The 23,744-nt window shown below is 58.6% G+C and carries 20 protein-coding genes; 13 read left to right on the forward strand and 7 right to left on the reverse strand.

Going from position 1 to position 23,744, the window contains the following annotated elements:
• Positions 1-273: 273 nt before the first annotated feature.
• Together E9954_RS21315 and E9954_RS21320 are read right to left on the reverse strand one after the other, a co-directional pair.
• Positions 274-486 (reverse strand): hypothetical protein, encoded by a 213-nt coding sequence (locus E9954_RS21315; RefSeq protein WP_136081320.1) that lies wholly within the window; start codon positions 484-486, stop codon positions 274-276.
• 10 nt (positions 487-496) lie between these two features.
• Positions 497-766, reverse strand: coding sequence for a DUF6088 family protein (locus E9954_RS21320; RefSeq protein ID WP_136081321.1), 270 nt, complete (start codon positions 764-766; stop codon positions 497-499).
• A 369-nt stretch (positions 767-1,135) separates the two neighbouring features.
• Here E9954_RS21320 and E9954_RS21325 point away from each other — a divergent pair, with 369 nt between their 5' ends.
• From E9954_RS21325 to E9954_RS21360, 8 genes are all read left to right on the forward strand, one after another.
• Entirely contained in the window at positions 1,136-2,524 is a 1,389-nt protein-coding gene (locus tag E9954_RS21325) for an ROK family protein (protein ID WP_136081322.1), read from the forward strand.
• A 4-nt stretch (positions 2,525-2,528) separates the two neighbouring features.
• The gene (locus tag E9954_RS21330; protein WP_136081323.1) at positions 2,529-3,326 is read left to right on the forward strand and encodes a PIG-L deacetylase family protein; all 798 of its coding nucleotides are present in this window, start codon (positions 2,529-2,531) and stop codon (positions 3,324-3,326) included.
• The gene (gene nagB, locus E9954_RS21335; RefSeq protein ID WP_136081324.1) at positions 3,326-4,114 is read left to right on the forward strand and encodes a glucosamine-6-phosphate deaminase; all 789 of its coding nucleotides are present in this window, start codon (positions 3,326-3,328) and stop codon (positions 4,112-4,114) included. The genes E9954_RS21330 and nagB overlap by 1 nt, the downstream gene beginning before the upstream one ends.
• 13 nt (positions 4,115-4,127) lie before the next feature.
• Entirely contained in the window at positions 4,128-5,921 is a 1,794-nt protein-coding gene (locus tag E9954_RS21340; RefSeq protein WP_136081325.1) for a sodium:solute symporter family protein, read from the forward strand.
• A gap of 95 nt (positions 5,922-6,016) precedes the next feature.
• The gene (locus E9954_RS21345) at positions 6,017-7,336 is read left to right on the forward strand and encodes a Gfo/Idh/MocA family protein (protein WP_222847269.1); all 1,320 of its coding nucleotides are present in this window, start codon (positions 6,017-6,019) and stop codon (positions 7,334-7,336) included.
• A 95-nt stretch (positions 7,337-7,431) separates the two neighbouring features.
• Positions 7,432-8,532, forward strand: a complete 1,101-nt coding sequence (locus E9954_RS21350; protein ID WP_222847270.1) for a phosphotransferase enzyme family protein — start codon at positions 7,432-7,434, stop codon at positions 8,530-8,532.
• Positions 8,529-9,443 carry an SDR family oxidoreductase gene (locus E9954_RS21355; RefSeq protein ID WP_136081326.1) on the forward strand — a complete coding sequence of 305 codons (915 nt, stop codon included), beginning with the start codon at positions 8,529-8,531 and terminating at the stop codon, positions 9,441-9,443. The genes E9954_RS21350 and E9954_RS21355 overlap by 4 nt, the downstream gene beginning before the upstream one ends.
• A 9-nt stretch (positions 9,444-9,452) precedes the next feature.
• On the forward strand, positions 9,453-10,571 hold the full coding sequence (locus tag E9954_RS21360; protein WP_136081327.1) for a phosphotransferase enzyme family protein: 1,119 nt from the start codon (positions 9,453-9,455) through the stop codon (positions 10,569-10,571).
• A gap of 110 nt (positions 10,572-10,681) precedes the next feature.
• Here E9954_RS21360 and E9954_RS21365 read toward each other — a convergent pair whose 3' ends face one another.
• From E9954_RS21365 to E9954_RS21385, 5 genes are all read right to left on the reverse strand, one after another.
• On the reverse strand, positions 10,682-12,808 hold the full coding sequence (locus E9954_RS21365; protein ID WP_136081328.1) for a hypothetical protein: 2,127 nt from the start codon (positions 12,806-12,808) through the stop codon (positions 10,682-10,684).
• A gap of 164 nt (positions 12,809-12,972) precedes the next feature.
• Positions 12,973-14,397, reverse strand: a complete 1,425-nt coding sequence (locus E9954_RS21370; protein ID WP_136081329.1) for a sulfatase family protein — start codon at positions 14,395-14,397, stop codon at positions 12,973-12,975.
• Between the two features lie 12 nt (positions 14,398-14,409).
• Entirely contained in the window at positions 14,410-15,792 is a 1,383-nt protein-coding gene (locus E9954_RS21375; protein ID WP_136081330.1) for a sulfatase, read from the reverse strand.
• Positions 15,793-15,987: 195 nt separating this feature from the next.
• Positions 15,988-17,496 (reverse strand): sulfatase family protein, encoded by a 1,509-nt coding sequence (locus tag E9954_RS21380; RefSeq protein ID WP_136081331.1) that lies wholly within the window; start codon positions 17,494-17,496, stop codon positions 15,988-15,990.
• A 52-nt stretch (positions 17,497-17,548) separates the two neighbouring features.
• Positions 17,549-19,042, reverse strand: coding sequence for a sulfatase family protein (locus tag E9954_RS21385; RefSeq protein ID WP_222847271.1), 1,494 nt, complete (start codon positions 19,040-19,042; stop codon positions 17,549-17,551).
• Between the two features lie 642 nt (positions 19,043-19,684).
• Here E9954_RS21385 and rpsL point away from each other — a divergent pair.
• The 5 genes from rpsL to rplC all read left to right on the forward strand — a co-directional run bounded on the left by rpsL (position 19,685) and on the right by rplC (position 23,743).
• A complete protein-coding gene (rpsL, locus tag E9954_RS21390; protein WP_136081333.1) occupies positions 19,685-20,059 on the forward strand; it encodes a 30S ribosomal protein S12 in 375 nt (124 codons plus the stop codon).
• Between the two features lie 11 nt (positions 20,060-20,070).
• The gene (rpsG, locus tag E9954_RS21395; RefSeq protein WP_136081334.1) at positions 20,071-20,544 is read left to right on the forward strand and encodes a 30S ribosomal protein S7; all 474 of its coding nucleotides are present in this window, start codon (positions 20,071-20,073) and stop codon (positions 20,542-20,544) included.
• 101 nt (positions 20,545-20,645) lie between these two features.
• Positions 20,646-22,781, forward strand: coding sequence for an elongation factor G (gene fusA / locus E9954_RS21400; RefSeq protein ID WP_136081335.1), 2,136 nt, complete (start codon positions 20,646-20,648; stop codon positions 22,779-22,781).
• 12 nt (positions 22,782-22,793) lie between these two features.
• Positions 22,794-23,102 carry a 30S ribosomal protein S10 gene (rpsJ, locus tag E9954_RS21405; RefSeq protein ID WP_136081336.1) on the forward strand — a complete coding sequence of 103 codons (309 nt, stop codon included), beginning with the start codon at positions 22,794-22,796 and terminating at the stop codon, positions 23,100-23,102.
• Positions 23,103-23,116: 14 nt separating this feature from the next.
• Positions 23,117-23,743 carry a 50S ribosomal protein L3 gene (gene rplC, locus E9954_RS21410; protein ID WP_136081337.1) on the forward strand — a complete coding sequence of 209 codons (627 nt, stop codon included), beginning with the start codon at positions 23,117-23,119 and terminating at the stop codon, positions 23,741-23,743.
• The last annotated feature ends 1 nt before the right edge of the window (position 23,744 follow it).

Raw genomic sequence — 23,744 nt, forward strand, 5'->3', positions numbered from 1 at the left:
AGGGACCCCCCTTCCGCCGCGTCGCGTGCGCTCCGCGCCCCGTTTTTTGTTGTCTTAACAATAGGTTGAAACAGTCTGGAGTACCCCATGCCTCTGTTTTTCCCTGCTATTAACAGGGAGATGGTACGGTTTGAAACACGATAGGATTAACCGGCGTTGATCTCCTGTTCCAGAAGGTAAAGACCTTCAATGATTTCGTCGAAGGATGGACGCCGGCCGAAGATCATTTCCTGCATTGAAGTGTAGTCCTTGCGGATCATGCGGCTACCTTTTTCATGCTGTGGCCTCCTCGGCGATTTCCCGGATGATCTCATGAATCCAGGCTGAGGCTGGTTTGGTGTCCCGAACCAGCTTGGCCCAATCGCCTGCTGGAATGGTCTGCTTCAGTTTTTCGCGCAAGGCGGCATCTGCTCTTTCGCGCCCCAGTTCCTTGAGGGCCTGAACCAGCAGCTCGCTTTCAGCGTGTTTGAATCCCGATTCTTTCAATGCGGTTTTTTTAAAGTGCAGTATCCGCTTGCCAATCTCGTATGTTTTTTAACGGGCCGTCGGAAAGATACAGTGCCTGTGCCGGGATCTGAGTCGAGATGCCCAGAAGGTTCAGCGCCGTATTGCCGGAGGCCTGAACGCGCCAGCCGGATTTACGGGCGAGGGCATGGGCAAACTGGTCGAAATCGGGCCCCATGGTATCCTGCAGCAGTTCGCTGAAACGGGGATAACCGTAAATTCCACGCAGGACGCGCGGATATCGGAACGACGAGAACTTCATTATGATGATTTACTTCGTCGGCAGTAAGCTGAAGCTACCTGCTGCGGGTAAGCCTATCCATTCAAAGTAGCGAAGAGCCTTTCTTTTTGCCCGCACCGAAAAAGCCCGAAGTTGCGAAAAAGGTGAGAAATTCCCTATAATCCCACGCCACCTGCGAAATGCCTATTGCGCAGGCAATGGCCTTTGCGATTCGCTCCGCGAAACATTCGCAGAAATCCAATGAAAAGATGTGACCACGAATCGGCCTCTTCCAACTAATCCTCCATTCAGTCAATATAGTTAAATAATAGTTGATATGGATAAATAGTTAATCTTTATGGTTTGGGTACTTTTGCCATTCTTTGGTCATGAATGGAGTGAGCAAAAACCATGGATGTTGATTTGAAGATGAGTCCCGAACTTGACCCGGACTTTGTTCCGGCTGCCCTGTGGAACCGCGCCTACCGATCCCTGGTCGAGATTAGCGGTGCCCCGGTGGAGGTCTCCATTGCCCTGGTGCGCCCCGATGAAACCTGCTCGGTATTCAAAACCAAGGTGCTGCCACCGATCGCAGAAAACGAAGCGCGGACCTTGTGCTATTTGGAGCGTATTCTAAAGTTCCTGCTGTGGCAGCGTGGGGGGTGCACCGTGCTCATGGCCGGTTGTGATTGGATGGCGGAAAAGCTGGCCGCAATCTATGCGCCGGGGGGCGGACGCGAATTCGACCACGCCTTCTTCGGCGAAAAGACCTATCTGCAAGCGCTTGAAATCCGCGCCTGTCCGTTCGGAGAAATCCCGGCGGCGAACGAAGCCGCCATGCCGCTCGGTCGCCATCTCGATGGTTGCCGGATCGGCTTCGACCTCGGCGGCTCCGACCGTAAATGCGCTGCGATGAAGGATGGCGAGGTGGTCTTTTCCGAAGAGGTCGAGTGGAATCCCTATTTTGAAAAAGATCCGACCTATCATATTGAAGGCATCAACGACACGCTTCAGCGTGCAGCCTCGCACCTGCCGCGCGTCGATGCCATCGGCGGAAGCTCCGCCGGGATCTACGTGAACAACGAGGTGCGTGTGGCATCGCTCTTTCGCGGCGTGTCCGAGGCCGGTTTCGAGTCGAAGGTGCGCCGCATCTTTTTCGATCTCAAGGAGCGCTGGGGTAACATTCCGTTCGAGGTGGTGAACGATGGCGAAGTGACCGCGCTGGCCGGTTCGATGTCGATGAAAGAAAACGCGGTGCTTGGTTTGGCCATGGGCACCAGCGAGGCGGTCGGCTATGTGACGCCCGGAGGCAGCATTACTTCGATGCTCAACGAACTGGCCTTCGCGCCGGTCGACTATCGCGAGGGCGCGCCCGCCGACGAATGGTCGGGCGATCTCGGCTGCGGCGTGCAGTATTTCTCGCAGCAGGCCGTTGCCCGCCTCGCGCCCGCCGCCGGATTCGACTTCCCCGCCGACATGCCGTTCCCCGAACAGCTCGTCAAGGTGCAGGAGGCCATGGCCGCCGGCGACGGGCGCGCCGCGAAAATCTATTCCACCATCGGCACCTACCTCGGCTACACGATTGCGCACTATGCCGACTTCTACGAAATCCGGAAAATCCTGCTGCTCGGTCGCGTGATGAGCGGGGAGGGTGGTTCGGTCATTATAGAAAAGGCGCGCGAAGTGCTCGCCGCCGAGTTCCCGGAGCTTGGAAAACAGATTGAAATCGTAACCCCGAACGAGAAGGACAAGCGCCACGGCCAGGCCGTCGCCGCCGCCAGCCTTCCCATGATTGGATAATGAGATGAATCCATATTTAGAGTTTGTTGAACGTATCGAGGCCGGTGTGGCATCGGCCAAGGGGATCGAAGTTTCCGGCAAGGGGGAGCTGGTTGAGTCGAACTCCAAGGTGCTGCTGTTTTCGCCGCACCCGGACGATGAATGCATCACCGGCCTGCTAGCGCTGCGCCTGCAACGCGAGGGCGGGAGGCAGATCATCAATGTGCCCGTCACCTTCGGTAGCAATATGGAGCGGAAGGCCGGGCGTGCCAGGGAGCTGGAGGATGCGTGTGCCTACTTGGGCTGGCACATGCACCGTGCATCGGATGGCTTTGAAAGCCTGACCGTGGATGGCGTCGTGGAAATTCTGACGGCGCTGAACCCGGATATCCTTTTCATGCCGCATGCGGGGGATTGGAATTCGCGGCATATCTCGACGCACCATCTGGTGGTGGATGCGCTCAAGAAAATGCCGGCCGATTTTCGCTGCACCGTGGTTGAAACGGAATATTGGGGCGCGATGGATGATCCGAACCTGATGGTCGAGGCCAATGCGGAACAGGTTGCCGAGCTCGTTGCAGCGACCTCGCTACACGTGGAGGAAGTGGCGCGCGTTCCCTATCACCTGCTACTGCCGGCCTGGATGCAGGACAACGTGCGCCGCGGCAGCGAGCTGGTCGGCGGGCAGGGCGGCACCACGCCGGGTTTTTCGTTTGCAACGCTTTACCGGCTGCGGGTGTGGAAGAACGGCAGGTTTTTCCCAAGTTTGGAAAATGGAATCCCGGTGCCGGTGGGCGCCGATCATTTGAAGGAGATATTCTGATGGAAATCATCATCAAGGAAAATGGACAGGTTGCCTCGGAGGCGGCGGCGCGGGTGGTTGCAAGGCTGGTGCGCGAGAAGCCACATGCCGTGCTGGGGCTTGCCACGGGCAGCACGCCGCTGATGCTCTATAAGGAACTCATTCGCCTGCACCGGGAGGAGGGGCTGGACTTCAGCCAGGTCACGACTTTCAATCTCGATGAATACATCGGCCTTCCGGCCGACCATGAACAGTCCTACCGCCGGTTCATGAACGAAAGCCTCTTCAAGCGCATCAACATCAAGATGGAAAACACGCATGTGCCCGATGGCATGGCGGCGGATGTTCCCGCGGCCTGTGCGGCCTATGAGCAAGCCATTGTTGAAGCTGGAGGGATCGACCTGCAGGTGCTCGGCATCGGCTCCGACGGCCACGTGGGCTTCAACGAGCCGACTTCGTCGTTCGCCTCGCGCACCCGCATCAAGACGCTCACGCGGCAGACGGTGGCCGACAACGCGCGTTTTTTTTGCGGCGACGAATGCCGGGTGCCCAAGCATTGCATCACGATGGGCATCGGCACGATCATGGATGCGCGCATGAACCTGCTGCTTGCCTTTGGCGAGGGCAAGGCCGGGGCGATTGCCGCAACGGTCGAGGGTGGGGTGGCGGCCATCATGCCGGCGTCGATCCTCCAGCACCATCCATGCGCCAAGTTCTTCATCGACGAAGCGGCGGCATCCAAGCTACAACTGGCCGGTTACTATCGCTGGGTCTACGAAGGTAAACCCGGGTGGCAGCAGGACGCGTAGCGAAAGGGACGACATGCGGCTAACGGGATTGGATTGGGGTTTTGTGTTCGGCTTTTTCGCTTTGGCGCTGGGCATTGGGATCCTGTGCGCGCGGCAGGCGGGGAAGAGTTCGTCCGACTTTTTCCTGTCGGGGCGCAACATGCCGTGGTGGCTGCTGGGGGTGTCGATGGTGGCGACCACCTTTTCGACCGACACGCCCAACCTCGTCACCGACATTGTCCGCAAGAACGGGGTGGCGGGCAACTGGGTTTGGTGGGCGTTCCTGCTCACCGGCATGCTGACGGTGTTCATCTATTCCAAGCTTTGGCGGCGCTCCGAGGTGTTGACCGATGTCGAGTTCTATGAAATCCGCTACAGCGGCAAGACCGCCGCTTTCCTGCGCGGCTTTCGCGCCGTCTACCTGGGCGTTTTTTTCAATATCATGATCATGGCGGCGGTTTCGCTCGCCGCCATCAAGATTGGCGGCGTGATGCTTGGGTTGTCGCCGGTCAACTGCATTGTGTGGGCGTCGATCGTGACGGTGTTGTTTTCTTCGATGGGCGGATTGAAGGGGGTGCTGGTTACGGACTTTGTTTTGTTCATCATCGCGATGGTCGGGGCGACGGCCGCAGCGGTGTTTGCGCTCAGGTCCCCGGAGGTTGGAAGCCTCTCCACCCTGTTTGAAAATCCGGCGGTTGCCGGGAAGCTGTCGCTTCTGCCGCAGCTCGTACCCGCCGAGGGTGGCGGCTATACGCCGGAGAGCATGAACCTGCTGGTTTCCGTGCTGGTCATCCCGGTCGCGGTGCAGTGGTGGAGCGTCTGGTATCCGGGCGCCGAACCGGGCGGTGGGGGCTACCTTGCCCAGCGCATGCTCGCGGCCAAGGATGAAAGGAATGCCACGGGCGCGGTGCTCCTTTTCAATATCGCCCACTATGGCCTGCGCCCGTGGCCGTGGATCATCGTGGCCCTCTGCTCGCTGGTGGTTTTTCCAGACCTTGGAAGTTTGAAGGAAGCCTTTCCGAATGTTGATCCGGCCATCGTGAACGACGACCTCGCCTATCCGGCCATGCTGCAGAAGGTGCTGCCCGCCGGCTGGCTCGGGCTGGTGCTGGCTTCGCTGACCGCGGCCTATATGTCGACCATCTCGACCCACCTCAACTGGGGCTCGTCGTATGTCGTGAACGATTTCTACAAACGCTTCGTAAAGCCCGCCGCGCCCGAAAAGGAGCTGGTGCTGGTGGGCCGCATCTCCACCGTATTAATGATGGTCGTTGCCGGGGTCATTGCCCTCCAATTGACCAACGCGCTGCAGGCGTTCCAGATCCTGATGCAGATCGGCGCGGGCACCGGGTTGCTCTTTATCCTGCGCTGGTTCTGGTGGCGCATCAACGCCATCAGCGAGCTGGTCGCCATGGTCGTCTCGTTTGCGGTGGCGGTTGTTTTCCAACTGGTGGACACCGGGTTGGAAAGCTGGCAGCAGCTGATCGCCGGCGTGGGCATCACCACCGTTTCGTGGCTCGTTGCGGCACTGGTTACCAAGCCGGCCGAGGAAAAAACACTCAAGGCGTTCTGCAAAAAGACCCATCCCGGCGGCGCAGGATGGAAACGGATTTATTCGGCGATCGAGGCCGAAGGCGGTGCGGTCGAGGGCGACGCCGTCAATGTGCCGCGCGGCATCCTCTGCATGGTGCTGGGCTGCGCGCTGGTCTACACCGCGCTCTTCGCCACCGGTTTCTGGCTCTATCGCCAGCTCCTGCCCGCCACGGTTCTGACCGTTGTTGCTGTTGTATCCGCCGTGGCGTTGTTCAGGCTATGGGAAAGGGAATGATGGAAGCAAGAATCCGCAGAATGGCGCTGCTGGCTGGCTGTTTGGAGGGGTATGGGGCGTTTCGATGCCGCGGGAATCAACGATAGGGAGACTGAATGATGAACATGAACCGAAAGAACTTCATTGCCGCGTCCGCGCTGGCGGCGGCCTTCCCGAGGATGGGAAGCGCTGTTGCACCCATGGGTAGAATCCGTGTCGGCATCATTGGACTCGGCATGCGGGGCAAGGGCGCGGTCAAGCGGCTTTCCAAGATCCGGGATGTGGAAATTGTTGCCCTGTGCGACCTGCGCGAAGAGATGGTGGTGCGTTCGCAGAACATGTTGACGGATGCCGGGCTCCCGTCCGCGAAATGCTTTTCTGGAACCGAGGAAGTTTGGAAGGATCTCGTGGCGTTGGATCTTGATCTGGTCTACATCGCAACGCCGTGGCGCTGGCATACGCCGATGTGCATCCATGCCATGCAGAACGGCAAGCATGCGGCCACGGAGGTTCCTGCCGCCGTAACGGTTGAGGAGTGCTGGCAACTGGTGGATACGGCGGAGCAAACCGGCCGGCACTGCATGATGCTTGAAAACTGCTGCTACGATTTTTTCGAACTGCAAACGCTCAACATGGTGCGGCAGGGGGTGTTCGGCGAGCTGACCCATGTGGAGGGGGCCTACATCCATGCACTCTGCGGTTTGATTGCAAAAGAGGAGGGCGGCTATCAGGGGCAATGGCGCTTCCATCAAAACAACACCAAGAAAGGCAACCTCTACCCGACGCACGGGCTGGGGCCGGTTGCGCAATGCCTGGACATTAACCGTGGAAACAAGTTCAACCACCTGGTTTCCATGTCGAGCCGGCAGGCGGCCTTCACGGCATGGGCGACCGAAAACAATCGGCCGGAAATGGCCGCGCTCGAGAACTATCGCGGCGACATGAACACCACGCTCATTCAATGCGCGAAAGGGCAGACGTTGATGCTGCAGCACGATGTCAGCACGCCGCGTCCCTACAGCCGCATCCATCTGCTGCAGGGCACCAAGGGCATGGCGCGCAAATATCCCGAGCCGCGCATCGCGCTGGGGCACAAGTGGCAGAGCGATGAACAGATGAAGGAACTCGCGGCGAAATACGAACACCCCCTCAGCCGCACCATGGGGGCCATCGCGAAAAAGGTCGGCGGTCATGGTGGGATGGATTTCATAATGGACTACCGCCTGGCCTACTGCCTGAAAAACGGCCTTCCGCTCGATCAGGATGTCTACGATGCCGCGGCCTGGAGCTGCATCATGCCATTAAGCATCGACTCGGTGGCAAAGGGGAGCGAACGAATGATGGTGCCCGACTTCACGCGCGGGAAATGGAAAACCAATGAGCCGCTGCCTATCGTGGATGTCGATCCCTCCAAGCTTCCGGTCGTGGGGATGTAGGTTATGGAATCGCTTCGGTGTTTGATGATCAAGGACAACCAGCGCACCCGGTCCGAAAACAAATAATTCCAATTTGGAAAATATGGAAAGCAGGAATGAGCATGGAACAATTCAACGAAATTGCCTCGGCCTTTGAGTGCCCGGGAACCTATCTGGGCGAGGAGCCGTACGGTTCGGGGCACATCAACGACACCTATAAAGTCTACTACGACGTGGATGGCGAAGAGGTCCACTATATCCGCCAACGGATCAACCACAAGATTTTCAAGGATGTGCCGGGACTGATGGAAAACATTGGAAGGGTGACCCGCCACCAGCGCAAAAAATTCGAGGAAGCCGGTGCTGATCAGGTTGACCGCCGGGTGCTGACCCTGATTCCAAGCGTGGACGGTAAGGATTTTTATCAGGATGCCAAAGGCAACTTCTGGCGCACCTATGTGTTCATCGAAGGCGCGGTGGGGATCGACGTGATTGAACACACGGGTCAGGCCTACAAATCGGCCAAGGCCTTCGGCGGGTTCCAGTGCCAACTGGCCGATATGGACGATCGGTTGAACGACACGATTCCAAACTTCCACCATACGCGTTCCCGCTACGATACGCTGATGCAGGCGATTGAAGAGGATGCCCATGGCCGCGTTGCGAACGTGCAGGCCGAGATTGCGTTTGCCAAGGAACGCGAAGCCATCGTGGATGTGGTGATCGACCTGATGGCGGCCGGCGGCATTCCGGAACGGGTGACGCATAACGACACCAAGCTCAACAATGTGCTGATGGATTGCGAAACGGATGAAGGCATGTGCGTGATCGACCTCGATACCGTCATGCCCGGTTCCGTGCTCTACGACTTCGGCGACATGATCCGCACCACCACCAACCAGGCGGCGGAGGACGAACGCGATCTTTCCAAAGTGGAGATGAACATCGATTATTTCGAGGCGCTGGTGAAGGGCTATCTCGAAACCGCCTCCGGTTTCCTGGTGCCGAAGGAGCGCGAGCTGCTGGCGTTTTCCGGTAAGCTGATCACCTTTGAGATTGGGCTGCGGTTCCTGATCGACTATCTCCAGGGCGACACCTACTTCAAGACGCGCCGCGAAGGGCAGAACATTGACCGTTGCCGCAAGCAGTTCAAGATGGTTCAATCCATGGAGCGTCAAATGGATCAGATGCAACGAATCGTAGAGGGGTTTCAATGAGAGTTTTAGTGACCGGCGGAGCCGGGTTTATCGGTAGCCACATCGTAGAACATTTCCAGGGCAAGGCGGAGGTGCGGGTGCTCGACAACCTGCGCAGCGGCTACCGCGAAAACCTGGCCGGGCTCGCCCATGAATTCATCGAGGGCTCGATTACCGACCGCGAGGCGGTGAAAAGGGCCGTCGAGGGCGTGGACTACATTTTCCACATGGCGGCGATGATCAGCGTGCCGGAGTCGATGGGCAAGCCGGTCGAGTGCGTCGAGATCAACACCACCGGAACGCTCATCGTGCTCGAAGAGGCCGCCAAGGCCGGCGTGAAGAAACTGTGTTTTTCCAGCTCGGCCGCCAACTATGGCGACAACCCGGTGGTGCCGAAGGTCGAGACCATGCTGCCGGAACCGAAGAGCCCATACGCCATCACGAAGCTCGATGGCGAATACTACTGCGACCTCTTCAGCCGCGAAGGCAAGCTCTCCACCGGAGTCATGCGCTACTTCAACGTCTTCGGCCCCCGCCAGGATCCCGGCAGCGCCTATGCCGCCGCCGTGCCGATCTTCATCGATAAGGCCGCCAAGGGCGAAACCATTACGATCTTCGGCGACGGCGAGCAGACGCGCGACTTCATCTATGTGAAGGACATTGTTGCCGCCAACGTTTTCCTGGCCATGAACGACACTCCTCCGGGCTTCTTCAATGTCGCCTATGGCGGCCGCCTGACCATCAACGACCTCGCGAAAAAAATCATCGGGTTGACGGGATCGTCTTCGAACATTGCGTATGCGCCGGAACGGGCCGGGGATGTGAAGCACTCGATGGCGTCGGTTGAAAAAATTACGGACGCCGGTTTTAAGCCGACCTCGAATTTTGATGCGGGGCTGCAGGCAACGATCGAATACTTCCTGGAAAAATAAGGAGTGGGTATGAATCCGGCAAAGATTGCAGAACAGTTTGAAGTGTCGGGACAACTGGCCAGCATACGCCCGACCGGAAGCGGCAATGTGAACGACACCTACCTGGCCGTTTTCCGCACCCACTTTTCCGAGGAGCGCATCATTGTCCAGCGGGTGAACAGCCATGTTTTCGCCCAGCCGGAATGGATCATGGAAAACATGAGCATCCTGACCAACCACTGCCACAAGCAACTGCAGTCGGAAAGTGCAACGGCCGACCGCATCTGGCAACTGCCGCGCATTGTGCCGTGCCGCGATGGCCAGGACTTCTTCCGCGATGGCCAGGGCGACTTTTGGCGGGCGCTCACGCTGATTGCCTCGGCGAAATCCTACGACGTTGCCCAGAGTGCGGAACACGCCTTCGAGATCGGTACGGTGCTTGGGCAGTTCCACCGGCTGGTTTCCGGCATGAATCCGCTGAGCCTGCGCGATACCTTGCCGGGGTTCCATGAAACGCCGAAATATCTCGAGCTGTACGATGCGGTAATCCAAACACCCGCCGCGAAGGAGCTGGCTGAAAGCTCCATGGAGGTGCGCAACCTCCAGCGCTTCGTCGAGGAACGCCGCGAGTTTGCATCGGTGTTGCAGGATGCGTTGGATCATGGCGAGCTGGAACTGCGGCTGATCCATGGCGACCCCAAGATCAGCAATGTCATGATCGACGACGATACCGGGAAAGGTACGGCCATCATCGATCTCGACACCGCCAAGCCCGGCCTGATCCATTATGACTTTGGCGATGCGCTTCGCTCGCTTTGCAACCGGTCCGGTGAGGAAACCGGTGAGCTGGGCAAGGTGGTGTTCGACCTCGACCTGTGCGAGGCGTTCGTGCGCGGATACATTGCCTATGCCCGCGATTTCCTGACGGATAACGATAAGAAATATCTCTACGACTCCATTCGTCTGATCACGTTCGAGCTTGGCCTGCGCTTTTTCCAGGACTACCTCGCCGACAACCGCTATTTCAAGGTGAAGACACCCGAGCAAAACCTACAGCGAGCCAAGGTGCAGTTCCGCCTTTGCGAAAGCATTGAAACGCGCCGTCGCCAAATCAAGGAAGTGCTCGAACAGGCGTTCGGGGACTGCTGATGCCGCACCTGCCATGCCGTCCAGCACCGTGGGTGGAATGAACCCGCGTGTTCCTGTCCGCCGCGCCACGCGCCCTTTGCAGGCAAAGAGGCCCGTCCTGCACCGGCTGGTTACCGAATGGTGATGAAGGCGGTTTTTAGCGTGGGCACCTGCCGGTCGAAGGTCAGGGTGGCAACGTCGCCGGCCATCTTGATCTCCGGCTGGACGTCGATCCACTGCGCGCGTTCCAGGGCCTGGAACGTTTTGCCTTCCACATCGGCGGCGGGCAGCTGGATGACGACCTGCTCGGCGGTGTCGTAGATGACGTTGGTGCAGGCGATGGAGATGCCGCCTTCGATGTTGTGCGCATGCACGTGGAAGGGGTGTCCGGCCGCGATGGTCTGCGTGCCTTTTCCTCCGGACATTTTGAAGAGCAGCTTGCTCCAGGTTTCCTGGCGCACGCGGTTGAAGTAGGCCATATAGAACTGGGCGGTGCCGAGCGGGTAGCAGGTGGTGTAGACCGTGCCGCCGAGCTCGTTGGTGAAGAGGCCGGAGCCTGGGAACTTGGGATCGAATTCCGCACCTTTGATGGTGGAGAGGGGTTCGACATTTTCCGCAAACTCGATCACGCCGATCGGGCTGGCTACGCGCTGGGCGCACATTCGTGGCTTGACGTCGCCTTCCAGTTTCCCGAAGAAGGATTCTTCGACCTCTTCGATCGAGTAGGCCGCGTCTTCAAGCTTGATCCGCGAAACATCTTTCACGCCGATCTGGTCGCCGAAGCCGCGTTGGACGAGCACTTCGATGCTCGGCAGATCGAGGATGATGTTTTGCGAAAGCAGCTTTTTGATTTCGTCGTCGGAGTAGCAGCGCAGGGTTTGGTCGGAGACGGCGAATATGTCGCCTTCGTCCCCGTTGATGTCGCGGGTGAAGCTGTGGCTGATTCCGAGAATATAGAAAACCTTGCTCCATTCGGTGGAGTTGGCCTGCAGGTCGTTGAGCGAGCCGCCGCCGGTATTGAATTTGGAGAGGTCTTCGCCGGTGTACATCTTCACGCCGCCGCCGGAGGCGCCCGCGCCCGTCCACTTATGCTGGGCGATGTCGGGGCTGAAGAGGATCTTCACGCCGCGCGCCTTGCGGTCGTCGAGCTTGAGCCCCATGAGCGCGTCGAACAGTTCGCGCTCTTTGCAGAGCGCCTTGCCGAAGCCGCGGTCGTAGTAGGTGTTCATGCCCATGTTGTCGAAATGGTTGATAGTGATGCCGCGGGAGCCGTAGAGGATGCCGTTGGTCATTTCCCAAATGGAGTAGTTGTGCGTGCCGCTGTAGGGGCCGCAGCGCGGGGAGTTTTCGAGCTCGGGATAGATGTCGGCATCGCGGTCAAGCAGGGCGATGGTTTGGCGCGAGTAGCTAGGCACGGTGGTAATCGGCGGCTCTTCGGTGTAGGGCGGCATGTGGGGGCGGATGAGATAGTTTTCGTCGTCCTCGGTAAAGATATCCATCAGGCCGTTCCAGTCGCGCTTTTCGATGCTCTGCACATCGGGGATGGACGACATGAGGCCAATGCGCATCTCGGGTTTGGCGGCCTTGAGCGCGTCGGTCAGTTTTTGCGCCGGTTCGCTGAGTGCCTGCCAGGCGAGTTCCAGCCATTGGGCGCGCCACGGGTGCGGTTGGCCGGGCGCGGCGACGGCCGCGACGACTTCCTCGCGGGTGACGCGGTAGGTATCGACCATCTTGGCGAAGCGCTCGAGGCAGTGGTCGCAGAAGCAACCGCCGTAGCCCATCTCGCCGCCGTGGTTGTGCAGGCGCCAGTCGTCTTCCACCCATAGCGCCACGGGTTGGATTTCCTTAGTGAGGTAGACAAAGTAGTCGATCAGGTATTGCTGCCAGTTTTCGCAGAGCGGACAGGGCGACATGCCGTTGTCCGCGCCGGTCTCGCCAACCATGAGTCGGAAGTTCTGTCCGGGATGCAGGTTGCGGCCGCGCCCGGCGTGGTAGGTGGTGGTCCACGGATTGAGGCTGGTTTCGACGCCGTATTTGGCGAACATTTTCTGGGCTTCCTTGATGGCATCGCACCACGGCTGCGAGAGCGCTTCGGTGGGATGGCCGGAGCTGCGTTCCTCGGGCATCAGCAGGAACATCACTTCGTTGATGCCGGATTCCTGAATGAAGGTTTCGAGCTGCTTTAGGTTTTCCTCCAGCCCGTTGAACGGGTCGAGGCCATAGCGCAGGATAATTTTAAAGCGATCATTCTGACTCATGTTTTATTCCCCTGTCTTAGATGGCTCGCCCGATGACGCGGCTCGGAAGTTGATGGTGGAGAATATACGAACAATGGGGTCTGGGCGCAAAAGGAGTTATGCGCAAACACAGCACGTAATTTGCGAAAACAGACCTGCAGGGTTCGGAAGCCAAGCCGGTTGGGCTAGAGGTTGACGCCGGAGCCCTGCATCTGGCTTTTGTTGCCCCAGATGATCTGCCAGGGATCGTTGGTGCCGGTCTGGAAGGCCTGCATCTTTTTTTTCATGGCCTGAAGCTGTTTGGCGTGGGCCGGGTCGGTGGCGAGGTTGTTGCTCTCTTCGGGATCGGCCTTGAGGTCGTAGAGTTCGAACTCGGCGCGGTAGAGATAGTCCTGCACCTTGCGATGGCCAAAATATTCGCCCTTGTTGCGGTAGACGCTCTGCCAGGTGGAGGCGGCCCACAGGTCTGAGGCAAACGGATATTTCAACCCGAAGGCCATGTTCCAGATCAGCTTCAGGTCACCTTCGCGGACAACGCGCATCGGGTAGTACATGGTCAGTTCATGGAAGTTATGTGCGGCATACACCGTGTTCCAATCCCTGGAATTTTCCTTTCCAAGGATTGGAAGGAACGACCGACCGTGGAAGTCGCTCTTGTTGTAACCGATACCGGCGAAGTCGAGAATGGTCGGCGCGAGGTCGACCCACGAAACCATGGAGTTGTTGACGGTTCCCTTGAAGTCGGTGCGCGGATCCTTGACGATGCAGGGCAGCTTGATGCCCGGTTCGTAGACGGTGGTCTTTGCGCCCGGGAAGGCGATGCCGTTGTCGGAGATGTAGATGATGATGGTGTTTTCGACCTTGCCTGCCTTGGCGAGAAGCTCCAGCAGTTTGCCGAGCCCCTGGTCGATGCGCGAGACGGACTGGTAGTATTGCGCCATCTCTTCGCGGCATTCCCTGGTGTCGGGCAGGAACGAAGGAACCAGCACGTCGTTCGGGTCGTACTTCACAATGGTCTCGCCTGGATAGGGCTCCGTCTTGTTGCCGAAGGAGTTTGGCGCGTCCCACGGATCGGGCGTGAAGGGGTGGCCGCGGTGCGGGTCGTCGGGGCAGAAGTAGAGGAAGAAGGGTTTGGCCTGGTTGAGGGTCGGTTCGCAGGTTGCGGCCATCTCGATCGTTGAACGCGGATCGCATTTGTAACGGACGTTGAAGCGATAGACCGATTCCGGCGCCACGTGGTATTTGCCGATCTGCGCGGTGTGGTAGCCGGCGTCCTCCAGCATGACCGGCAGCGACTTGACGGTGTCGAACGTGCTGAAGTGGTGGTAGTCGTGCACGTGGCCGTAGGAACCGGTGGCGTGGCCAAACTTGCCGGTCAGGATCACGGAACGGCTCGCCGCGCAGCTGGCGCTGGTGCAATAGGCCTGTGTGAAGCGCACCCCTTCGGCGGCGAGTTTGTCCATGTTCGGCGTTTGGATGACGGAGTTGCCGTAGCACCCGAGCGCATCCAGCCCATGGTCGTCGGTGACGAACAGGATGATGTTGGGTTTGTTTGCATGGGCAATGGATGCCGACAACAGGCAGATGAGTGTGAATAGAATACGTTTCATTAGATTTTCCCCCTACTGAACTCCGGAATACTTTTCGACGCCCATTTCCTTTTCCCAGCCAACGAGGAAAGCTTTCAGCTCCGCGACCTTTTCGGGGTTGGCTTGGGCGACGTCGTTCGTTTCGCCTTTGTCCTGCGCAATGTTATAGAGCTTAAGCGCGCCGCTTCGGTAGGCCAGCAGCTTCCAATCGCCTTCGCGCACCGAGGCGTAGAGGTCTTCGTAGGCGCGGTAGCCCACGATCGGCTCAGGGCGCTTGAGCTCGCTGTTGTTGCGGATGGTTCCCACCAGCGAGATGCCGTCGAGGTCGTTGAACTTCGAAGGATCCCCGCCCGCGATTTCCACGAGGGTGGGGAAGAGGTCGGTCGACTGCACGATGCTGTGGTTGACCGCACCCGGTTGGGCGACGCCCGGCCAGTTGAAAACAAACGGGACGCGCGCGCCGCCTTCATAAAGGGTGTCGGACTTTTTTCCGCCGTGGAAGGGCGGATTGTCGAACGCGCCGCCCTGGTCGGAGAGCAGGATGATGATCGTCTCGTCGGCAATGCCTTTTTTCTCCAAAGCCTGTCGGACGCGGCCAACGGATTCGTCGAGCGATTTCACCATGGCCGCATAATGGGCATAGGGGCCTTCGAGTCCCTTGGCCTTGAAGTGTTCCACATAGTCGGCGCGGCCATCGAACGGGCCGTGGACGGTGTAATACCACAAGGAAACCATGAACGGCTGTTCCTTGTCGTAGCCTTCGATGAATTCGACGGTTTCGTCGGTCAGCTTGTCGGTGAGGTACTGTTCTTTTTCATCTTTATACACATCCGAGTTTTTGAAGTAGGGCGGATTGTAGCCGTGCGGATGGCCAAAGTTGCCGGTGCCGATCTGCTTGTCCCAACCCTGCTTGTCGGGATGGTAGGGCTCGTGGCCGAGGTGCCATTTCCCGACGAAGAGGTTGTAGTAGCCCAGCTCCTTCAGCGCCTCGGCATACGTGGTGTGCTCCAGCGGAAGCCAGTTTTTGACCGGGAACTGGGCCGGGTCTTTTTCCCATAGACTGTATTCCTGTTCGGTGCGTCCAAATTGGTCGAACTCCGGATGCTGGCGCGACCCGGTCGGGATGTGGCGCACGATCTCCAAGCGCGCCGGATGTTTGCCGGTCACCAGCGTGCTGCGGCTCGGGCTGCAGGTCGGGCAGGCGATGTAGGCCTGGCGGAAGTCGACCCCTTCGCCGACCAGCTTATCGATGTTGGGTGTCTCGAATACATCGGGCTGGCGGCATCCCATGTCGGCCCAGCCCCAGTCGTCCACGAACAGCAGGACAATGTTGGGCTGCGGTTCGACCGGGCGCGAGCCGGCGTAGCCTGCGGCAACAAGCAACAGCGAAAGCAGGATGGTGGTTTTCGTTTTCATGCCTCTCCCAATGTATTTGTTGATAAAAATGCGATGTTCCAAAATATCACATTCCCGGAATGCGGAAATGGGCTATCGCGCAAAAACCATGCGCGATTTTGCCAGCCCCCGAATCGATTGGGTTGTGTAATTCAGATTGTCGAACGTCAATCTGGATTACACAAATGACCGGCTTGCCCGTGCGGGAGCTTTCGCCTATTTCTTTTTCTTGTTGGCTGCGGGGTTGCCGGTTTTGTAGCCGAACGGTTTTCCGCCGTAGGGATAGGCGTCGAAGATGGCGCCGTTGCCGAGGGTGCGCGGATCGCCCTGGGCGGTGAGTTTCTTTTCCATGCGGTCGCGGAGCTGTTTTTTCAGCGCGGCATATTCCGGATTTCCGGCCAGGTTGACCATGCAGTCGGGATCCTTCTGGATCTGGTAGAGTTCTTCCTCGGGGCGTTTGCCGAAGCTCATTTCATAGAACGTGTATTCCGGATCGCCGGGTTTGAGGTTGGTCAGGTATGCCTTCGTTGGCGAACCGTCGCAGTTGCGCAGTCCGAACTCCGGGTTTCCGGCCGGCCAAAGCTCGGGCTTGATGTTGTGGACGTAGAGGAACTCCCTGGTGCGGATGGCGCGGACGGGATAGGCGAGGTCGGTTCCGGTTTCGTCGGCGCGGCCGGTGTCGTGCCGCTCCTTGCCGAGGAGGACATGGTCGCGCGCCGGATCGATCTGCCCGGACTTGGGCGACTTGAGCAGATCGAGGAAACTCTTGCCGGTCATCTGCTCGTGCGGCTCCATGCCGACGGCTTCCATGATGGTGGGGGCGAAGTCGGGGAAGTTGACAAAGTCCTCGATCACGCGGCCGGGCTGGATGACGCCTTTCCAGTAGGCCACCAGGGGTACGTGGAAGCCTTCTTCATAGAGCTGGCCCTTGATGCGAGGGAACGGCATGCCGTGGTCGGAGGTAACGAGGATCAGCGTGTTGTCGAGCAGGCCGCGCTCCTCCAGCGCCTGGGTCGCCAAGCCGATGTGCCGGTCGAACCATTTCACTTCCACGGCATAGTCGAGGATGTCGCCGCGGATGGTTTCGTTGTCGGGATAGAAGGGCGGGACGACCGCGTTTTCCAGTTTCAGGCCCTCCTTCTTCCAGGAATCCTTTTCGTAGAAACGATGGGGTTCGGTGGTGCCGAGCCAGAAGCAGAAGGGTTTGTCGGCCGGCTTTTCATCGAGGAAGGCCGCGAAGTTGGCGGCATAGTCGGTGTTGCGGATGCCTTTGTAGGGTGGCTTGGTTTTGATCTTGTTGTAGGCCGGGCCGGCGGGATTGTGCTCGGTGGCACAGGAGCCCGGGCCCCAGCCCTTGCCGGTGTGGCCGGTATGGAAGCCGGCATCCATCAGCAGGTGGGGGTAGAACTTGAACTTGGCCGGGAACTTCGGCCAGTGGTTGGTGGCCTCCTCCAGCTGCCAGCTATAGCGGCCCGTCACGAGGCAGGCGCGGGCCGGGGCGCACTTCGGGTTGCAGTTGTAGGCTTGGCGGAAGAGGGCACCACCTTCGGCCAGGCGGTCGAAGCCCGGTGTTTCAATCATGGTGCCGCCATAGGCTCCGAAGGTGTTCATCGACGCGTCGTCCGCAATAATGAACAGGATGTTGGGCGGCTGTTCCGCGAAGCTTGAAACCTGAACCGTGAAACTTGAAAGGGCGACTGCTGCCGCAACAACTAACCTCTGCATCTGTTCATTCCCCCAATTGATTTTTCTTACAGGACGATCTGTGATGGGACTATTACTTCTTTTTCGGAAGGTATTTTTTCCACGACTGCGTTTCCATCAACTCGCCGGCTTCCAGGCGCGCCCACTCATCCGGCGCATTCTCCTTCACGGCATTGCTGATGGCGACGGATCTCATATTCTGTTCCGGTACGCGTTTGCCGAGGTCTTCGAGCCCCATGTCGCGGTTCCCCGACTGCCAGTCTTTTTCCAATGCGCGCAATTTTTTCAGCACCTCGGCATATTCCGGGTTGGTGGCGAGATTGTTGAGCTGATCGGGATCCTTCTGCAGATCATAGAGTTCTTCCGCAGGCTTGGAGTCGGCCATATACAGGGCGGGCAGGCCGGTCAGTTCGCCTTCCTTCTTCAAGGAGCGCATCACCCAGACGGCGGGGCGGTTGAGGTCGAGGTAGGCCTGGTGGGCATCCCATGGCACCTCGGGCATGTGGTTCTTGATGTAGGAAAACTTTTTGGTGGTGACGGAGCGCGAGCATTCGTCGACCTCGTCCCAGATATCGCGCGCGGAGCGGACATAGTCGCGGTATTGCGGGTCGGCAACGCCAAAGACCGGCCTGCCGTCGAGGTAGCTGGGCATTTCGGCGCCCGCCAGCTTCAGGACGGTGGCGGAAATGTCGGTTGTGCAGACGAGTTCGTCGATCACGGTGCCGGGTTCGATGCCCGGGCCCCAGACGATCATTGGAACATGGATGCCGGTCTCCTGCAGATAGCCCTTGCCGCGCAGGTTGCAGCGACCGTTGTCGGCAATGAAGATGACAAAGGTGTTCTTTTCCAGCCCCGTGTCCTTGAGGCGCTGCATAATCTGGCCCACTTCGTCGTCCATGTATTCGACGGTGTCGAGGTAGGCCGCCCAGTCGTAGCGGGTTTCCGGGGTGTCCGCGATCCAGGGCGGCAGCTCGACGGCATCCACCGAAACCGGATGCTTCGATGCCTTGCGGACGGGATTCCACCAATCGCCGCGGTGGGTCACCACGCACTGGATCTGGTTGAAGAAGGGTTGGTCCTCCGGCCCGAAGCGGTCGAGCTTGTCGAAGATGCCGAAATGCTCGACGCCGTCGTACGGTCCTGTTTCTTCATATTTAAAGTTGCAGTCGATCTTGCGGCCATTCTTCATGACGAGGTCGCTGCCCAGAATGCAGGTATAGCCCGCGTCGCGCAGGTAGCTGGTGATGGGTTTGTACGGAGCCGCCAACGGCGTGTCGCGATTGCTGCGGTGGTGGTGCGCGTTAAATGAGGTCTGGTGCGCCCCGACCATCATCGACGAGCGGCTGGGCGAGCAGATCGGGTTGGCGCAGTAGGCGCGGGTGAAGAGCATGCCTTCCTCGGCCATTCTGTTGAGGTTCGGTGTTTTTACGCCCGCCATGCCATAGCATTCCAAGTCGGTTCCCATATCCTCGGCCATGATCCATATCATGTTGGGCTTGGGGGCTTCGGTGGCGTGGGCCGCGCCAGCCATGATGAGGGTTGCCACCAATGCGGTTATGCGTTTCATGTTGTTGATCCTCGGTTTGGTTCCATGGTCTATTTCAAAAACATGGAACATACCAGAACTAGGGCGGCCCGAAATGTGCGATTACGTAAAAACCATGCTCGATCTTGCCACTGGAACCTTCGCCCGTCCAAGGGAGTGGCGCGATGCCGGGGCTGGTGCATGGCGCGTTGCGGATGATGCGGTTCGATAAAATCGAACTTTTCTCTGGTATCTCGCGCTGGTTTCGCTATCTTGCCCATCCTTTCGCGTCGGAATGTGGATTGCGGGAGGATGCTTTTTGGTAACTGACTAATCTACAGTTGCTTTTGCATCTTCCTCGTTTCTGAAGTGGCTGGCGGTTTGCGCTGATGGGAAGGAACCACGGGATGCCCAGGATGTATTGGGTTTCCGGGGTTGATCAAGTAATCACGAATGCACCGGCAATCGGGCGACCGAACCGGATTAGGTTTCGATCTGAAACGCAGGGGCGAGGTTTTTCCCGCAACCGTCTGCGGTTAAGTGAGAGGCAGTTCGTGGATGACAGGGTTTTCCAATGGTTGGAAGGCCTATGGAACAGGGCGAAATTTATTGAATGTTTCGCTTGCGGTGGTGGAGGTAGATGTCTACATTCCTCCGCCTGTCTTTTTATAGGAAGGGATATTTATGCCTACAATCAATCAGTTAGTAAGAAAACCGCGTGCGGCTCAGAAGAAAAAGAGCAAGTCGCCCGCGCTGGCAACCTGCCCGCAGCGTCGTGGCGTTTGCTTGCTGGTGAAAACCCAGACCCCGAAGAAGCCGAACTCGGCCCTTCGTAAAGTTGCCCGTGTTCGCCTGACCAACGGTCGTGAAGTCAACGCCTACATCGGCGGTGAAGGCCACAACCTGCAGGAGCACAGCATGGTTCTCGTACGCGGCGGTCGTGTAAAGGACTTGCCGGGTGTTCGTTATCACATCGTTCGCGGTGCGCTGGACTGTCTCGGAGTAGCCAATCGTAAGCGTGGTCGTTCGAAATATGGTGCGAAGCGCCCAAAAGCATAAGGATTTAGACTATGGCCAGAAGACATAGAGCAGAAAAACGCGAGCTGATTCCGGATCCGCGCTACAACAGTCCCGTTGTTGCCTACATGATCAACTGCGTAATGGAACGCGGCAAGAAATCGGTTGCTGCAAAGATTGTATATGGAGCCCTGGAAGATATCCAGGCCCAGCTGAAAGACGAAGATCCGGTGCACGTGTTCACTACCGCCATCGAAAACGTCTCTCCGCGTCTGGAAGTGAAGTCCCGCCGTGTTGGTGGTGCCACCTACCAGGTTCCGCTGGAAGTGAAGCCCAAGCGCCAGATCGCCCTCGCTACCCGCTGGCTGATCGCCTATGCCGGCAACCGCAAAGGCGTACCGATGCGCAAGGCACTGGCGAACGAAGTCATCGACGCGTTCAAGGGCCAGGGCGCCGCCATCAAGAAGCGTGACGACACGCACAAGATGGCCCAGGCCAACAAGGCTTTCGCCCACTACCGCTGGTAAGCGGATTTGTGTAGGGAATATAGGAAATCCCCAACGGATGGGGGTCGCCCATTGAAAGGAAGGTTCCACGCGGTGGAACCTTCCGGTTGTTGTAAAAAGAAATGACTAAAATCGTGAACCATAAGAAGGACAAGGCAGGAAAGGGCTCGGATTCCCCACGGGAAGCCGAAGGCCGCGCGCATGCCTTGCCGTCGGTTCGCAACATCGGCATCATCGCCCACATCGATGCGGGCAAGACAACCACTTCGGAGCGCATTCTCTTCTACTCGGGCAAGGTCCATAAAATTGGCGAAGTGCACGATGGCACCGCCACCATGGACTGGATGATCCAAGAGCAGGAGCGCGGCATCACGATTACGTCCGCGGCCACCACCTGTTTCTGGAAAAACCACCAGATCAACATCATCGACACCCCCGGCCACGTCGATTTCACCGTAGAGGTTGAGCGCTCGCTTCGCGTCCTTGATGGCGCCGTGGGCGTTTTCTGTGCCGTGGGCGGTGTCCAACCGCAATCCGAGACCGTCTGGCGCCAGGCCACGAAATACAACGTTCCGCGCCTGGCCTTCGTTAACAAGATGGATCGGATGGGTGCCGATTTCCTCCGGGTGCTGGACGACATGCAGCACAAGCTCAAGGCACCCGCCGTTGCGATCCAATTGCCGATCGGCGCCGCCGAAACCTTTTCCGGCGTGGTCGACCTCATCAAGATGCGCGGCATCATCTTCTCCGAAGGCGACATGGGATCGAAGGTCGAATACATCGATATTCCTTCCGAGCTGGCGGCCGACGCCGAAGCCTATCGCGCCGAGCTGATTGAAAAGGTGGCCGAAGTCGATGAGGAGTTGCTCGAAGCCTACATGGAAGACGCCGATGTCTCCGAACAGGCGCTTGTCGACGGTCTCCGCCGTGCAACCATCGGCAACCACATCGTTCCGGTGCTGGTGGGTTCTTCCCTGAAAAACAAGGGCGTGCAGCCCCTGCTCGACGCCGTCGTCGAATATCTGCCTTCCCCGCTCGATGTCCCCGCCGTAAAGGGAATCTCCCCGAAAAACGAAGCGGAGCTCGAGCGCGAAGCCTCCGACTTCGAAGCGCTGACGGGCCTGGTCTTCAAGATGGCCACCGACAAGTTCGTCGGCAAGCTTGCCTTTGTCCGCATCTATGCCGGCCAGCTGAAGAAGGGGATGAACATCTACAACCCGCGTACCAAGAAACGCGAGCGCATCGGCCGCCTCCTGCGCCTGCACGCCAACCACCGCGAAGACGTGGATGTGCTGCATGCCGGCGAAATCGGCGGCATGGTGGGGCAAAAATTCTTTACCACCGGCGACACCGTCTGTTCCGAGAACGATCCGATCGTCCTGGAAAACATCGAGTTCCCGGAACCCGTCATTTCCATGGCCATCGAGCCGCGCAGCACCGCCGACAAGGATGCGCTCGTTGCCGCGCTCCAGGATCTGGCCGAAGAGGACCCCACGTTCCACACCTCGATCCACGAAGAAACCGGCCAGACCATCATCCAAGGCATGGGCGAGCTTCATCTCGAAATCCTCAAAGACCGCCTGCTGCGCGAATACAAGGTGCAGGCGAACGCCGGCAAGCCGATGGTGGCCTACCGCGAAAGCGTCTCCGCCAAGGCCGATGGCAACTTCACGTTCGACCGCGAGATCGGCGGCGAACACCACTTCGCAGGCCTCACGCTACAGGTTGCCCCCGCATCCGCTGGCGTCGGCAACACCATCGAATTCGATGTTTCCAACAAGATCGTCCCCGAGGAATTCCGCAAAGGCATCCGGGAGGGAATCCAGGACGCGCTCCTGACCGGTGTACTCGGTAACTTTGCCATCATCGACACTAAGGTGACGGTGATCGGTGGCGATGCCCATGCCACGGAATCTTCGGAAATGGCCTTCCGCTCCGCCGCCGTCATGGCACTGCGCGCCGCGGTTGGCAATGCCAGTCCCGAGCTGCTTGAGCCCATCATGCTGCTCGAAATCGAAACGCCCGAGGAACATCTTGGCGATGTGATGGGCGATCTCAACAGCCGTCGTGGCCGTGTCCGCGAAATCAAGGCGACCAACAATCTGCAGGTCGTGCAGGCGGATGTTCCGCTTGCCGAAGTTTTCGGATACGCAACCAGTTTGCGTTCCTTAACAAAGGGTAGGGCGAGCTACTCGATGGAACCGCAAGCGTTTGAACCGGTTCCCCCGAATATGACAGACGCTATCCTTAACCGTTAGAGAGAGAGTATAATGACTAATCAAAGAATCAGAATCCGGCTGAAGTCGTTCGATCATCGCATCCTCGACGTATCGGCCACGGAGATCGTCGAGACGGCTCGCCGCACCGGCGCCCGCGTTGCAGGCCCGATTCCGCTGCCGACCCGTATCGAGCGGTTCACGGTGAACAAGAGTCCGCACGTGAACAAGAAAGCCATGGAACAGTTCGAGATCCGCACCCACAAGCGTTTGCTCGACATCATCGATCCCACCATCAAGACGGTTGACGAGCTCAAGAAGCTCAACCTGCCGGCCGGTGTGGACATCACCATTAAAATCTAAGGAGGATTGCAATCATGAAAGGTTTGATTGGAAAGAAACTGGGAATGACCTCCGTCTACGATGAAAATGGCGTTGCCGTTCCCGTAACCGTTATCGAAGCGGGCCCCTGCGTGGTGACCCAGCTCAAGGACAGCGAGAAAGACGGCTACAAGGCCGTGCAGCTCGGCTATGGCGACCAGAAGGAGCAGCGCATGACCAAGCCTGCCCTCGGCCACCTCAAGAAAGCCGGCGAAGCCGTGAAGAGCGTACTGCGCGAATTCCGGATCGAAGATGCCGACGTGAACGTTGGCGACGAAGTTACCGCCGCCGCATTCGAAGGGGTCAACTATGTCGACATCGTTGCCACCGGCAAGGGTCGCGGCTACCAGGGCGTGGTCAAGCGCTACGGTTTCGGCGGCGGTCGTGCATCGCACGGCGGCGGCTGGGTTCGTCGTACCGGCTCGATCGGCATGTGCGAATTTCCGGCACGCGTCTTCAAGGGCAAGAAGATGCCCGGCCAGATGGGCGACAAGCGTGTCACCACCCAGAATCTCAAGATTATCCAGGTTCGTTCCGAGGAAAACCTGATTCTGGTCAAGGGATCGGTTCCGGGCGCCACCGGCGGTATCGTGACGATCAAAGAAGCCCTCAAAAAGAAATAGG

Origin of the sequence: Pontiella desulfatans, assembly GCF_900890425.1 — a bacterium.
In the GTDB taxonomy this organism is placed as follows: Bacteria; Verrucomicrobiota; Kiritimatiellia; order Kiritimatiellales; family Pontiellaceae; genus Pontiella; species Pontiella desulfatans.

Excerpts from the sequence above, each read along its gene's own strand:
- E9954_RS21385 (WP_222847271.1), bottom strand. The coding sequence starts at position 19,042 with ATGAAACGCATAACCGCATTGGTGGCAACCCTCATCATGGCTGGCGCG.
- rpsL (WP_136081333.1), top strand. The coding sequence starts at position 19,685 with ATGCCTACAATCAATCAGTTAGTAAGAAAACCGCGTGCGGCTCAGAAG.
- rplC (WP_136081337.1), top strand. The coding sequence starts at position 23,117 with ATGAAAGGTTTGATTGGAAAGAAACTGGGAATGACCTCCGTCTACGAT.
- E9954_RS21325 (WP_136081322.1), top strand. The coding sequence starts at position 1,136 with ATGGATGTTGATTTGAAGATGAGTCCCGAACTTGACCCGGACTTTGTT.
- E9954_RS21370 (WP_136081329.1), bottom strand. The coding sequence starts at position 14,397 with ATGAAACGTATTCTATTCACACTCATCTGCCTGTTGTCGGCATCCATT.
- E9954_RS21345 (WP_222847269.1), top strand. The coding sequence starts at position 6,017 with ATGATGAACATGAACCGAAAGAACTTCATTGCCGCGTCCGCGCTGGCG.
- E9954_RS21320 (WP_136081321.1), bottom strand. The coding sequence starts at position 766 with ATGAAGTTCTCGTCGTTCCGATATCCGCGCGTCCTGCGTGGAATTTAC.
- nagB (WP_136081324.1), top strand. The coding sequence starts at position 3,326 with ATGGAAATCATCATCAAGGAAAATGGACAGGTTGCCTCGGAGGCGGCG.
- E9954_RS21375 (WP_136081330.1), bottom strand. The coding sequence starts at position 15,792 with ATGAAAACGAAAACCACCATCCTGCTTTCGCTGTTGCTTGTTGCCGCA.
- rpsJ (WP_136081336.1), top strand. The coding sequence starts at position 22,794 with ATGACTAATCAAAGAATCAGAATCCGGCTGAAGTCGTTCGATCATCGC.
- E9954_RS21365 (WP_136081328.1), bottom strand. The coding sequence starts at position 12,808 with ATGAGTCAGAATGATCGCTTTAAAATTATCCTGCGCTATGGCCTCGAC.
- E9954_RS21355 (WP_136081326.1), top strand. The coding sequence starts at position 8,529 with ATGAGAGTTTTAGTGACCGGCGGAGCCGGGTTTATCGGTAGCCACATC.
- fusA (WP_136081335.1), top strand. The coding sequence starts at position 20,646 with ATGACTAAAATCGTGAACCATAAGAAGGACAAGGCAGGAAAGGGCTCG.
- E9954_RS21350 (WP_222847270.1), top strand. The coding sequence starts at position 7,432 with ATGAGCATGGAACAATTCAACGAAATTGCCTCGGCCTTTGAGTGCCCG.
- E9954_RS21330 (WP_136081323.1), top strand. The coding sequence starts at position 2,529 with ATGAATCCATATTTAGAGTTTGTTGAACGTATCGAGGCCGGTGTGGCA.
- E9954_RS21360 (WP_136081327.1), top strand. The coding sequence starts at position 9,453 with ATGAATCCGGCAAAGATTGCAGAACAGTTTGAAGTGTCGGGACAACTG.
- rpsG (WP_136081334.1), top strand. The coding sequence starts at position 20,071 with ATGGCCAGAAGACATAGAGCAGAAAAACGCGAGCTGATTCCGGATCCG.
- E9954_RS21340 (WP_136081325.1), top strand. The coding sequence starts at position 4,128 with ATGCGGCTAACGGGATTGGATTGGGGTTTTGTGTTCGGCTTTTTCGCT.
- E9954_RS21380 (WP_136081331.1), bottom strand. The coding sequence starts at position 17,496 with ATGCAGAGGTTAGTTGTTGCGGCAGCAGTCGCCCTTTCAAGTTTCACG.